This is a genomic window from Clostridium magnum DSM 2767 (assembly GCF_001623875.1).
Classification (GTDB): domain Bacteria; phylum Bacillota; class Clostridia; order Clostridiales; family Clostridiaceae; genus Clostridium_AM; species Clostridium_AM magnum.
This window is the reverse complement of the sequence record NZ_LWAE01000002.1, coordinates 991,022-1,003,644: the sequence shown is the minus strand read 5'-3', so window position 1 is coordinate 1,003,644 and position 12,623 is coordinate 991,022. Positions and strand designations below refer to the sequence as shown.

12 protein-coding genes are annotated in these 12,623 nt (G+C 31.9%); 8 read left to right on the top strand and 4 right to left on the bottom strand.

Annotated features, from left to right (window positions below; translation table 11 throughout):
- Nucleotides 1–426: 426 nt before the first annotated feature.
- The 6 genes from CLMAG_RS12090 (at nt 427) to CLMAG_RS12065 (ending at nt 5,468) form a co-directional block, all read left to right on the top strand.
- On the top strand, nt 427–1,755 hold the full coding sequence (locus CLMAG_RS12090) for an IS701 family transposase (protein ID WP_082831899.1): 1,329 nt from the start codon (nt 427–429) through the stop codon (nt 1,753–1,755).
- 331 nt (nt 1,756–2,086) lie between these two features.
- A complete protein-coding gene (locus CLMAG_RS12085; RefSeq protein ID WP_066622382.1) occupies nt 2,087–2,593 on the top strand; it encodes a MarR family winged helix-turn-helix transcriptional regulator in 507 nt (168 codons plus the stop codon).
- Nucleotides 2,594–2,615: 22 nt separating this feature from the next.
- Nucleotides 2,616–3,482: an SDR family oxidoreductase gene (locus CLMAG_RS12080; RefSeq protein WP_066622381.1), complete on the top strand. Its 867-nt coding sequence runs from the start codon at nt 2,616–2,618 to the stop codon at nt 3,480–3,482.
- Nucleotides 3,483–3,650: 168 nt separating this feature from the next.
- Nucleotides 3,651–4,148 carry a flavodoxin family protein gene (locus tag CLMAG_RS12075; RefSeq protein ID WP_082831898.1) on the top strand — a complete coding sequence of 166 codons (498 nt, stop codon included), beginning with the start codon at nt 3,651–3,653 and terminating at the stop codon, nt 4,146–4,148.
- A gap of 76 nt (nt 4,149–4,224) precedes the next feature.
- The gene (locus tag CLMAG_RS12070; protein WP_066622380.1) at nt 4,225–4,593 is read left to right on the top strand and encodes a VOC family protein; all 369 of its coding nucleotides are present in this window, start codon (nt 4,225–4,227) and stop codon (nt 4,591–4,593) included.
- A gap of 128 nt (nt 4,594–4,721) precedes the next feature.
- Nucleotides 4,722–5,468: a DUF169 domain-containing protein gene (locus tag CLMAG_RS12065; RefSeq protein ID WP_066622378.1), complete on the top strand. Its 747-nt coding sequence runs from the start codon at nt 4,722–4,724 to the stop codon at nt 5,466–5,468.
- 498 nt (nt 5,469–5,966) lie between these two features.
- Here the strand turns inward: CLMAG_RS12065 and CLMAG_RS12060 are convergent, their stop codons facing one another.
- The 3 genes from CLMAG_RS12060 to CLMAG_RS12050 form a co-directional block, all read right to left on the bottom strand.
- On the bottom strand, nt 5,967–6,578 hold the full coding sequence (locus tag CLMAG_RS12060; protein ID WP_139264232.1) for a hypothetical protein: 612 nt from the start codon (nt 6,576–6,578) through the stop codon (nt 5,967–5,969).
- Between the two features lie 68 nt (nt 6,579–6,646).
- A complete protein-coding gene (locus CLMAG_RS12055; protein WP_066622374.1) occupies nt 6,647–6,838 on the bottom strand; it encodes a hypothetical protein in 192 nt (63 codons plus the stop codon).
- Nucleotides 6,839–6,840: 2 nt separating this feature from the next.
- Nucleotides 6,841–8,064 (bottom strand): acetate and sugar kinases/Hsc70/actin family protein, encoded by a 1,224-nt coding sequence (locus tag CLMAG_RS12050; RefSeq protein WP_066622372.1) that lies wholly within the window; start codon nt 8,062–8,064, stop codon nt 6,841–6,843.
- A 397-nt stretch (nt 8,065–8,461) separates the two neighbouring features.
- On the opposite strand from CLMAG_RS12050, the gene CLMAG_RS12045 reads away from it, so the two are divergent.
- Both CLMAG_RS12045 and CLMAG_RS12040 read left to right on the top strand, forming a co-directional pair.
- Nucleotides 8,462–8,923 carry a DUF488 family protein, N3 subclade gene (locus CLMAG_RS12045; RefSeq protein WP_066622368.1) on the top strand — a complete coding sequence of 154 codons (462 nt, stop codon included), beginning with the start codon at nt 8,462–8,464 and terminating at the stop codon, nt 8,921–8,923.
- A 5-nt stretch (nt 8,924–8,928) separates the two neighbouring features.
- Nucleotides 8,929–9,855: a tyrosine-type recombinase/integrase gene (locus CLMAG_RS12040; protein ID WP_066622367.1), complete on the top strand. Its 927-nt coding sequence runs from the start codon at nt 8,929–8,931 to the stop codon at nt 9,853–9,855.
- 226 nt (nt 9,856–10,081) lie between these two features.
- On the opposite strand, the gene CLMAG_RS12035 is transcribed toward CLMAG_RS12040, so the two are convergent.
- On the bottom strand, nt 10,082–12,601 hold the full coding sequence (locus CLMAG_RS12035) for an FAD-dependent oxidoreductase (RefSeq protein WP_066622366.1): 2,520 nt from the start codon (nt 12,599–12,601) through the stop codon (nt 10,082–10,084).
- Nucleotides 12,602–12,623 lie beyond the last annotated feature (22 nt).

Sequence of the window (12,623 nt, the reverse complement as noted above, 5' to 3'; positions counted from 1 at the left end):
GCTTTGTAAAAAAATTGATCGAACTTTATTTCTAAATGGTTTAACTTTCTTATAGAGGGCACGACTTTTTTACAAAAAGTTTAACTTTTTTTCAAAGCTACATTTTGAACAAAACTAAAGTATTTGATTAGATAATAATCTATTACTTTTATAAAAAAGTTAGTTCAAAATATGAAAATTAGACGACGTAACTTTTTATTTTGAAAATACGAATGTTGTTCTTTGAAAATTAAATAATTCGATGTTTAAAAATAGAAAAATTTATATTCTTATATAAAGCATATAAGTAATTTACTACAGCTTATTTTAGAATGACACCACTTTACAAGTAATTTAGAATTACCAAAAAATACAACGTACCAAATACCTCATAATTATCAATACTAATCTTGAGCAATCCAGCACTGATAGGAGGTATCTGGTACTATGATTAGTATTGACGAAAAATCAATAATTAAAACAACAGAAAATTATTTAAGTGAATATCGCTCCATTTTTAATAAGCGGAGCTTTCATATATTTATTTTACTGATTACTGCTATGCTTTCAACTCAAGAAGTTCGCTCTATAAAATTTTTATATGACAATTTTATCAAAAAGTATTGGCATAAGGTTCTTAATAGCTTTTATTATTTTTTATCCTATACAAGCTCCTCGATAGAGAGCTTAATGTTTGGAACAGTAAAAATAGCAATCTCACTTATTCCCGAAGAGCTTAAGTCTACTATAACTATCTTCTTAATTACAGATGACACCCTTCAAGCTAAGTTTGGAGATAAGTTTGATTGTTACGGTAAACTTTTTGACCATACAAAACATGATGGTACCTCTTTCTTAAATGGCCACTGCTTTGTATCATTGGTTATAAGTATCCCTATACGCTTTTGTGGTAAAATCAAATATCTTACATTGCCAGTTGGGTATAAGCTTTATGACAAAAGTGAAACCAAACTTGAAATAGCAGCTAAGATGATACAAAACATAATGCCATTACTATTAGACTGTCAAGTTATAGTGTTATGCGATAGTTGGTACACTAAAAGACCTTTTTTAAACATATTGAAAGAATATACCAATCTTTCTATCATAGGGACAGTACGTTCTGATACAAGTATGTATGATTTATGTCCAGAACCTACTGGAAAAAGAGGACGCCCAAGAAAGAAAGGTTTAAAACTCAATATTAGAGATTTTGACTACACTAAAGAGAATGACTACTATATTGCAACTAAAAAGGTTTTAACAAATTTGTTTAATGAACCTGTTATAGCAACAGTAACAACTACAGATGTAGATAAATTCTCATCTGTAAGAGTTTATATTTGCTCGATAGAGCCATCAGATATACAAACTTTTAAAAACTATACTGTAGATGAAAGTGAAGCTGATAAAGAAAAGCCAACACTCATTCCATTTTTTACATACAAATTTAGATGGAATATTGAAGTGTTTTTCTATCAACATAAGTTTTTTTGGTCTTTTGGTAACTACATGGTAAGAAATAAGAAGGCAATAGAAAATTATACTAATTTACTGGCTATCGCTTATAGCTTTGTAATCGTATTGCCTTTTATTCATAAGTCTTTTTCTAAATATAAATTTCAAAGTCCTCAAGAAATTAAAAATGCTATCTCTTACCAAATATCAAAAGAATTAATATTAAGCACTTTCGTGCAAAAGCTTCAAAAGAGAAAAATTAATGAAGAAACCTTAGAGGCAATTAATTCCTTAATCTATTTAGATGAAGTTAGTTAATTTTCTTGTAAAGTGGTGTTAGAATGATTAGATCGTTTTTTAATAATAACTGTAAATGAAATAGAGTTAGTTTAATTTATCAGAAATAAGGCCGTTATATGCATGCGGTCTTTAGCTTTCTTCAAAGCAAAGAACATTTCAACTAAAGTTGAATTTCATAATAGTATAAATCAAATTGTATTACTCCAAAATATAGTTACAATTATAATTATCCCTATTAGTTCAAAATACGTATTCAAAATTTATAAGTTATTGTTATATAATTTTTTTTCAAAATATATCTTTACAAATGTAGTAAGGTGGCTTACTATATAAATAAGGAGGTTTTATTGTGGAGGATTTTAAATTTAGTCTTAGAGATATACCAAAACGAGAGATTTTAAATGAATATTCTAGTCGATTTTCGGGTATAAATGTAGAGGCAGTCGAAAGTTGTATAGCACTTCTCAGGACAGCTTCTGATATTTCAAAAATACTTGACGAACATTTTTCTAAGTATGGGATTTCAGAAGGAAAATTTACAGTTTTAATGCTGCTGTATCGACAGAGTGATTATCAGTTATCTCCAATAGAACTTAGTAAAAAAGCTGAAGTTACTAAGGGTACTATGACAGGATTAATAGCTGGTCTTGAAAATCAAGGTTTCATTGAGAAAATACCAAATCCTTGTGATCAAAGAGGTTATTTAGTTCGTCTAAGCTCAAAAGGATTATGTATGTTGGAGGAAATTTTGCCTATACACTACACCATAATTGCTAAGTTAATGTCTGGACTTGGGAATGATCAATTGAAGGAATTAACCTCTTTACTTAATTTGTTATCAAAGAATTTACTATGATATAGAAAGGTGAGATATTAGTATGATACTTATAACTGGAGCAAATGGGCAAACTGGTCGCGCAATAATTAAGGCTTTATTATCTAAAGGAGAGAAAATTAGGGCTTTCGTTTATAAAACTGAACAAATTCAGGAAATTAAAGCTTTAGGTGAGATGGAAGTAATTGCAGGAGATATGATGGATCAAAAGGTTGTAGATGAAGCATTTATAGGAGTTAATGCTGTATACCACATTTGTTCTGCTTTAAATCCACTTGAAGTTGAGATAGGAAAAATGATGATAAAAGCTGCTCAATCAGCCAAAGTAGAGCATTTCGTATTCCATTCAGTATTGCATTCTGTACTTCAAGATATGCCGCATCATCAGAAAAAGCTTATGGTTGAAGCGGTTTTGGTAGATTCAGGAATTCCATATACTATTATTCAGCCTGCAGTAATAATGCAGAATATATTTGAGTCTTGGAAATCACTTACTGAAAAAGGCGTATTCCAACAAAAGTTTTTTACTAAAGAAACTCGTATGAATATGGTTGACTTAGATGAAGTAGCTGAAGCTGCAGCTATAATTCTTACAACCCCAGGTCATACAGGTGTTACATATGAACTTTGTGGACCTGAAAATTTATCTTTATCTGATATGGTAGCAGCTATGGAACAACATTTTGGGCATGAAATTAAAGTTCAAACGACTGAAGACGAAGTGCTTGAGGCACAATTAAAAAAATTTGGAGTGGGAGAGTATAAAGTAAATTCACTATTAAAAATGTTTAAACATTATAATGAACATGGATTTGTGGGTAATCCCAATGTTTTAACATGGATATTAGGTCGAAAGCCAAGTGATTTTTCATCCTTTATTCTTAGAGCAATACAAAGCAAAATATCTTAGTTGTCCATTATAATTAAATAAATCGGATAGGTGTTGCATTTAGCGGAATACTTGAACGCAGCACAGAGCAAAAGGATGAATTTTCACTTCTTTGAAACAAGAAATCCAGAGTTTATCTGATGTCTAGCCACTGTCGCCCTTGAGGGTATAAGTTCAATTAAGATTTAGATGGGGATTAAACCCCACCTGAATCAAGTTTCACTTGATAAAATGGAGGTTAATATAGAAACTATGAATATCAAAGTATTTTATCACTCGTCAACAGGTAATACAGAAAAACTTGCACGTGCAATAGCTGATACGCTAAATATCCAAGCTAAACAGTTAGGAGAAGACCCTATTTCTTTTTCTGAGCCTGTCGACTTACTTTTCATTGGAGATGGAATATATTTTGGAAAAGCAAATAAAAGGACACGCTCTTTCATTGACCGACTAGATGCGAAAATGATAAAAAACGTAGCTATCTTTGCCACATATGGAGGGGAATCTAAAATTGGTACGGACATAAAAGAGATGATACAGAATAAAGGAATAAGGGTTGTTGATGATCCATTTACTTGTAAAGGGCAGTCTTGGGTATTCATCAATCGAAAGCACCCAAACGAAACCGACTTAAGCAAGGTCCGCAAATATGCTAAAAATGCAGCTGCAAAAGTGGATAGATAAAAAAATATAATAACTATTAATTAGAATTCTATAACAAAGAAATAATATAAGATAATTTAGAGGAGGAGATAAGATTATGAATTTTTGCTGGATAACATTAAATGTGAGTAACATGGAGAAATCTCTGAAATTCTATCATGAGATAATTGGATTAAAAATTTCAGAACAATTCAAGGTTGGAGAAGATACTGAAATTGTAATGCTTGGAGAAAATGATGGCACCAAAGTAGAATTGATATATAATAAAAAACAAAATATTCCTGCTCGAGCTGAAAGACTTTCTATTGGTTTCGAAGTTAAATCACTTGATGAGGCCATGGAACTTTTAAAAAATAATAATATTCCAATAAAAAGAGGACCAATTTCACCATTACCATCATCTACATTTTTCTTTGTAGATGATCCAGATGGCATAGAAGTTCAAATAGTTCAATCAAATATATGATAGTCTTAGGTAGCTATTTTTTATGATTTTGGTTGTCATGACAATTAAAATTATAAATTGACATAAGTTATAGTCTTTACTTAATTTAGGAACTGTAATTCAATAAATGGGAAAGTGGGGGAAATAATATGGAAAGCTGTTTAGTTAAAAAATTAAGTTTGCATTATGAACCAGTAGCTGTTTTGCTTAGCAATGAAAAACCTGAAGGGGCACTTCAGAGTAAAGAAGGAAAGTGGAGCTGTATAATTCCGTTATTTATTGCGGCAGCAAAAGGGAAAATATCAGTTTTTGAACGCAAAACGACAGAATGTCCTGGCGGTAAAGTAGGATTAGGGTTTGGGCAATATCCTAATTATCCAGATGGAATTGAATATTTTTTGTCAGTTGGCAAAAGCGACCTATTTGAAGGGGAAGGATATAAAAAAAACCCAGAGCTAGGAGGAGAATTTGTTAATTGCTTACCAATAACTGATATTCCCTACCAATATGTAATATTTAAACCTTTATCACAGATTGATACTACCAAGGAAAAACCTGAGTTAATTGTGTTTTATGTTAATACTAATCAGTTATCGGCACTTACGACACTTGCAAACTATTATAGACCAGGAAATGAAAATGTGATGATACCGTTTGGCTCAGGGTGCCAGTCTATTTTTCTTCTTCCCTACGCCGAAGCACAGAAGGAAAATCCGAGAGCGGTAGTGGGTTTGACTGATATTACAGTGCGCCCCATGCTCGAAGCTGATATGCTATCATTTTCTGTTCCATACAAAATGTTTCTGTACATGGAAGAAAATGTAGAGGGAAGTTTCTTGGAGAAACACTTGTGGCATAGAGTAGTGACGAAAATGGAAAAAGTAAATAAAGTATAGCTTTTAAAAAATATAATCTTATAAGAGGAAGTCGTCACAAATCATAATAATCTATTTAAAAAAGTCTAGTCCTTACGTAGTGGATTGAATCCTTAGATTGTCTACAGAAGACAATTGCCTGTTACTTTAGCTTACTTTTTTATCATTTGATGTGATTCAATCAAGAAAAAATGTGTAAGCTCAACTATAACTAATTTTGAAAAATCTAAAACTTTGACGAAATATCCAATAGTTGATTCACATTTTTCTTATTTAACACAACAATTGAAAAAAACGAAAAATCTACCTAAGCACCGTATGATTCAAGATGAATTATGCGGTGTTTTGCGTCGCATTTCAAAAATAAGTACTAGCCATCGTATATTCAAATATAATGATAGCTAGTAAATATTAAAATATCTTTGATTAAACGATTTTAAAAGGGATGGATTTTTTACAAAACTACAATTGCATGAAAAAAAAGAGTACCAAATTAACTTTGATACTCTGTGATTTCTACTAATCTTTTATTCCTAATGTCAATTTTTCCATAGCACTTAAAGGTCTTTCGCTACCTATTAAGGTAGACACTTTCTTCTTTTTCTTGAACTTATTAGTTAAATCTAGTTTTCCTGAATTAGAATCATCTGTTTTTTTATTACTGCCTTCATCTAGGATCTTTGAATCCGTAAAAGCTATCTCTTCACTATTATTATTTTCTGTAACTTTATTTTCTACTATTTGTTGTTCTGCATGTTCAACTTGTTCAGCTTTATCTTCAGTTTGAACATTATCTTTATCTTCAGCAGCTCCTGAGTTAATCTCACTATTCTTGCTTATTTTATCAGAATCCATATTAGTTTTACTTATATCTGCACTTTCACTTGCATTGATTTGCAGTGGTTGATTATCTTGATATGCGGGTTGTTCAATTTGACTTATTGTATTTACTTTTGGCACTTCCTGTATATGATTATTAAATACACCTAAACCTTGACTATTCATAGCAGCTTCCCTATAGGCTTCTTTTTTAACAAGTTCCCAAATTGATGATGTTACAACTGCCCTTGAATTAAGCCATTGAAGCATTACATCATCAACATAATTAGTAATAGATAATTCTATTTTCATTTTTTTGCCCCTAATATATGTTTTCCTTTTGGAACTGTTTGCATAGTTATCAGCCATTTTAATCACCACTATTCCTTTTTATCTTCACTATTTTTTTCACTATAAACTTCTTTAGCTTTTTCCTGTAACAGTTCCACCACTACTGGAGATATATATTTAGGCGCATTTATAAGTTTAAGTGTAGCCTCATCTATATCTAAAGGGAGGTAGACAACAAATTTGTCCCCTCCTTTAAAAGGCTTTGATCTTGGTCTAGCCATAATTATTCCTCATCATCTACTAATTCTGCATAGTAGCCATAGCAATTAGCATATATAGGACTTGGCATAGACACTGTAACTATCATATCAGCAGAGTATCCATCATTTACAAGAGTTTCTTTAAACTTGTTTGCCAATATTTCAAACTGACTACCGCCACCGCATATATATATTCTGATGATATTTTTTCTGATACTTCTAGTATTATAAAATCCGTAGAATTTTCTAGCTATAGAATCACCAAGAGTATCCATCATAGGGTATACCCACTGATTTACATTGATATCCTTGCCTGGAATCCAACCTACCTGTCCTTTTTTCTTTCCAGCTGGTGTAGTGTAAGCTCTTTCAATATCCCTTCTTATAAGGTTATCTCTTAGATCATCACATTCTATCTTAATTTTCTCTATAGCCTTGTCCATAGTCAAACCTACACCCTCATCAATGCCTTTTGAAATATGAGGGAATACCTTTAACTCACATTCTAACTCTTCATCATCGCCACTGACTTGCACCCATTGAGCACCTATAAATTCTGTTGTAAACGCTCCTATATCTGCTACTATAACAGCCTTTTCTATTAAATCTTCATCTGTCATCTCATCTATATCATCTTCTGCAAAAGCTCTTATTGCATTTAGAGCAGCACTACCCTCTACCCCAACATCTACGTGCTTTATAACAACTTCAATATTTTCAACACCTAGTTCCTTAAAGTATGGGCTTAAGAAGGATACTCTGTGATTACCTAATAAATTATTTCTGAAAATATCAAACTTCTTTTCTCCATTTAACTCCTCGGACCACTCTTGGTATGGAAGTCCTGTAGATAGGTCAACATTGAAAGTCATTTCTGGTGACAACTTCTCTTTATTTTCCATCTTTAAAGCAATGATTGAATATGCAACAGAGATTATTATGTTTTCGATTAGTCTTTCATCATTACACTTATTAGTGCTTTGTCTGTTTTCTTTATCTCCCTGCATTTTTTCAGCCATGGCTCCAAATATAGTAGTTTTAGTTCCTTTATGTCCTTTATCAAAATTCTTCGTAATTTGAACATGAAGAAGATCTTTACCTTTGTTTCTTGATGTAGAATAGGCATCATTTAATCTATAATCTACTGTACTAGAAGCGTTTATATTTGGTAATAGCATTTCAAGTACACCTTCTACGACTACTTTAATTCCGCTATTCCCTCCATCGACTGCAACTTTGTAATTCATCTTATCACTACACTCCCTTTAGTATTTTTTATTTCACATACACTGGTAATTTGTGGTATATTAAACGTATGTAATACTTTATTCTAACTTGTCCTAAAAATTTCATATATTTAATTCTTATCTCAAAGCTTCCATTTTTAAAAGCCTTTAAAATCAAGGTTTTAAGACATTTTTTTTAATAAAATTTATTGGATAAGAATTTCATATATTTAATTTTTTCCTCTTATTATAATTATATATTAAACAAAATTATTGTGTCAAGTAAACTTTAATTATTGGAATAATAATAACCTTTTTCTACAACTTCGTATATCTTTCTTGCACAAATATGGTATAATGCTATATAAAGTGATAATACGCACTAGGATTTCGACAAATGTAAGTTAGGAGGCAAATCATGAGCAACATCATAGATTTTAACGTGAAGAGAGGCAAATTTTATTTTGGAACTTTTGAAAATTATTTTGAAGTAGATGCGCAGCTTTATATTTTCGCTACTACTCACAGCAATACCATTCCAGATGGAACTTTACTTGTAGAGCAACTTGCACCTTCTCTTGACTTGCTGATACAAAAAAAAGCTTGGCTGGATAAAGGGATTTTTGAAGAGAAATTCGATAAATTTAGAGAAATGTATTTAGAAGAAATATATAATAGATCAGACTACCAGAAGGCTATGAATAGAATTATGGAGCTTGCTAGAGAAGGAAAGAAAATTGTATTGTTTGACAATTGTAACTTGGGTGAACTTTGCCATCTAAATATTTTAAAAGAAGAGCTTAATAAAGAAGGATATAAAGTTGAAGATATAAAAAAGAAATCTACAACTGATGATCCCCTTTCTCATATTAGGTGGTAACAGCAATGTCTTTTGTAGATATAAGGATGGAATTTGATAAACTCACCAATGAAGGTTTTATTTTAGAAAAATTTATTGGTGATTTTAAAAGGTATTTATTTGATAAAGATTGCCCATTGGTCCGCAGTAAGAAAACAAATACAGAAACATTACTTGAATTACATAAATTTGATAGGTTTTTATTAGCAGCATATCCTAAGTTAAAATGCTTAGCTGATATTAAGCCTGCTCACATTGAGTATTATAAGAACTTCTGTAAAGAATCCTTTGGCAATAATAATAAAACCATTAATATAAAAATAAGAGCTATCCGTTATTTTTTAGCTTTTTTAAAGAATGTAAAACATCTTATAAAAGAGAATGTTGCACTGGATGTTCCTTACTTTCCTGTGGATGAAGCAAAACATCCTCTCCATGTGCCTAATAGCAATCTTAGAATTATTCTTGGGCTACTACAGCAAAACTTTGGTTTGCGAGAGGTATGTATAACAAAACTGCTTGCCTACTTAGGACTTAGGCTGAATGAGATTTTTGACCTTTCAATTACTTCGGTTAATATGAAGGAAAAAGAGTTGTATATCAAAAGGGATATCGGTTATATTACTTACCGCATTCCTGATGTGCTCTATTCTGACTTAAAAGAGTATATAATGATTAGAAGTAAATTGGCTAATTCAGATTCTTGCAATTCGTTATTTCTGTCAAGCACCGGGAATCCCTACCCTATTAGAGAATATCAGAGAAAATTTAAGTTAACTGTTATCGAAGCGGATTTTAAGGAGCCTTTTACTCCTCGGAACGTTAGGGCTACCTTTGCCTACCGCATGGCTGAAAATATAGAAGAGGATAATTTAAAAATATTATTAGGTCAAAATAAAGTAAAACATTATTACGTTGAAGACATAACTTCTAACCCCATTATAAGGGAGTGAAACAACAGCTAAAACTTTCTAACCAGTTTATCCCTCAATCTGTTTTAATCGCTAATTCTTTAATATCTACTTAAACATGATAAAATATAATCCAAGAGGTTATCACTTTTTAGCGATATCTTCTTGGATTATGTTTCTAAATCAGTATAATAGAATTAATAATTTCTCACTGATGATAAAATATTTTTATCATCATCCTAGAACAAACTACCAAATATATTTTACTTTATATAAATAAGTTAACATTAGAATCTTCTGCTTCTCCTAGGTAATATCCTACTCCGCCTACTTTAACTCCATCTATCAACTCTTCCTGTTTAAGTCCCATTACGTCCATACTCATCTGACATGCAACTATTTCTATTCCACTGTCAATAGCTGCTTGAATTAGTTCATCTAGTGAAGAAACGTTTTTGTTCTTCATTACCATTTGCATCATTTTTGTTCCCATTCCAAGCATATTCATTTTAGAAAGCTTTAATCTTTTAGCTCCCCTAGGCATCATAAATCCAAACATGTTATCCATAAAGCCCTTTGTAACACTAACTTTTTCATGCTTTCTTAGAATATTAAGTCCCCAGAAGGTGAAGAACATTGTAACCTTTTTGCCCATAGCAGCTGCTCCATTGGCTATTATAAAGGATGCTAAAGCTTTATCCAAATCTCCGCTGAATACAACTAAGGTCTTATTGTCTTTCTGTGCAATAGTTCCAGCGTTAACTGAATCACTATTTTGAACCACTTGTTTTTTATTACCTTTTCTTATATAAGCTACTATAGTACCTTTATCCTTTTCTCTACTTAATAACTCATTATTAGTTCTTTCACACCAAGATCTTATATCCTCATAGAAACCTTGATCTGACGCTGTAGCCTTTAACACTTCCCCTTCCTTCATTTCTTGTACAGTGGAATTAACACGCATTAAAGGTCCAGGGCAGCATAGTCCACAAGCATCGAGGTGTTTGTCAAATTCTCCTTTTTTGTATGCTTCAGCAGCTTCTTTATATTCATTTAAATTACTTTCCAAACTTACATTAGAAGATTTGCCTTTTAAATCCATAGAACCGCCCTCATCATTCTTATTCATTACAACATCCTTTGGTTTAAACTTACTCATAGTGTAAGTCTTATATCCACCAGTTAAGTTCTTCACTTTAAATCCATTTGCTCTTAAAATTCTTGCAGCTATATATCCTCTAAGTCCTACCTGACAGTAAACTAATATTTCTTTAGTTTTGTCTAACTCATTCATTCTAGCTCTTATATTAGTTGAAGGTATATTTATAGAGCCTTCTATAACACCATTACTAGCTTCTAATTCAGTTCTTACATCTACAACCTGAGTATTGTTTTTATCTCTATTATCTATATCTTCTGGAAGTATTACTTCCTCTTTACCTGTTAGAATATTTTCGGCGATGAATCCAGCCATATTTACAGGATCTTTAGCTGAAGAATAAGGTGGTGCATATGCAAGCTCTAGCTCTGACAAATCATAAATTGTGCCTCCAAGCCTCATAGTTACTGCTATATCATCTATTCTCTTATCTACTCCAACATATCCAAAGGCTTGTGCTCCTAATATTTTTCCTTCATTATTGAAAAGAAGCTTTATTGTCATTGGTGCTGCACCTGGATAGTACCCAGCACTTGAATTAGGGTGAAGGTATATAGCCTTATAAGGTATATTCTTTGCTTTTAATGTTCTCTCGTTATTTCCTGTACTTGAACCTGTTAATCCAAATACTTTTATTATAGATGTTCCCATAGTTCCTTTATAAACTGAATTTAGACCTGATACATTATCTGCTGCAATTCTTCCCTGTTTATTTGCTGGTCCGGCAAGTGCAATGGCAGTTTTACTTCCATTTACAAAATCCACTACTTCAATAGCATCTCCTACAGCATATACACCTTCTACACCAGTCTCCATTTTATTATTTACTATTATATGACCTCTAGGACCAAATTCTATTCCTGTCTCTTTTAAGAATGCTGTATCTGGTTTTACTCCTATAGCAAGTATAACTATATCTGCATATAAAGCTTTGCCACTGTTTAGAACTACATTTAAGCCAGTTCCTTCTTCCTTAAATTCCTTAACTCCATCATTTAGTACAATTCCAACACCGTTGTCTTCTAATTCCTTCTCTGCAAAAGTTACCATCTCTGAATCAAAAGGTGCTAATATATGCGGCGCTCCTTCAACTAGAGCAACATTTAAACCTCTCTCTTTAAGGTTTTCTGCCATTTCAACTCCGATGAATCCTCCACCAATAACAACAGCATTTTTTATATTTTCCTTATCTACATAAGCTTTTATTCTATCAGTATCAGGTACATTTCTTAGTGTAAATATCTTGTCACTTTGTATTCCTGGTATAGGAGGCTTAACAGGAGATGCCCCTGGTGATAAAATTAAATAGTCATAGCTCTCTTCATACTCACCCTTATCTTTGCTATTAACCTTTACTTTTTTATTTTTAGTATCTACTGCTACAACTTCACTATTCACTCTAACATCAATATTAAAGCTTGCATTCATAGCCTCAGGAGTTTGTACTAATAGTTTTTCTCTTTCCTTTATAGTTTCTCCTATATAGTAAGGTAATCCACAGTTAGCAAAGGATATATATTCACCTTTTTCAAACAACACTATCTCTGCATTTTCATCAAGTCTTCTAAGTCTTGCTGCAGCAGATGCCCCTCCGGCTACTCCACCAACAATTAATACTTTTTTCATATACATTCCCTCCAAATCTAAA

What these genes read in the sequence shown, in the direction of transcription:
- CLMAG_RS12040 (WP_066622367.1), top strand. Translation starts at nt 8,929, where the DNA reads ATGTCTTTTGTAGATATAAGGATGGAATTTGATAAACTCACCAATGAA.
- CLMAG_RS12045 (WP_066622368.1), top strand. Translation starts at nt 8,462, where the DNA reads ATGAGCAACATCATAGATTTTAACGTGAAGAGAGGCAAATTTTATTTT.
- CLMAG_RS12075 (WP_082831898.1), top strand. Translation starts at nt 3,651, where the DNA reads ATGGGGATTAAACCCCACCTGAATCAAGTTTCACTTGATAAAATGGAG.
- CLMAG_RS12055 (WP_066622374.1), bottom strand. Translation starts at nt 6,838, where the DNA reads ATGGCTAGACCAAGATCAAAGCCTTTTAAAGGAGGGGACAAATTTGTT.
- CLMAG_RS12090 (WP_082831899.1), top strand. Translation starts at nt 427, where the DNA reads ATGATTAGTATTGACGAAAAATCAATAATTAAAACAACAGAAAATTAT.
- CLMAG_RS12035 (WP_066622366.1), bottom strand. Translation starts at nt 12,601, where the DNA reads ATGAAAAAAGTATTAATTGTTGGTGGAGTAGCCGGAGGGGCATCTGCT.
- CLMAG_RS12065 (WP_066622378.1), top strand. Translation starts at nt 4,722, where the DNA reads ATGGAAAGCTGTTTAGTTAAAAAATTAAGTTTGCATTATGAACCAGTA.
- CLMAG_RS12050 (WP_066622372.1), bottom strand. Translation starts at nt 8,064, where the DNA reads ATGAATTACAAAGTTGCAGTCGATGGAGGGAATAGCGGAATTAAAGTA.
- CLMAG_RS12070 (WP_066622380.1), top strand. Translation starts at nt 4,225, where the DNA reads ATGAATTTTTGCTGGATAACATTAAATGTGAGTAACATGGAGAAATCT.
- CLMAG_RS12080 (WP_066622381.1), top strand. Translation starts at nt 2,616, where the DNA reads ATGATACTTATAACTGGAGCAAATGGGCAAACTGGTCGCGCAATAATT.
- CLMAG_RS12060 (WP_139264232.1), bottom strand. Translation starts at nt 6,578, where the DNA reads ATGAAAATAGAATTATCTATTACTAATTATGTTGATGATGTAATGCTT.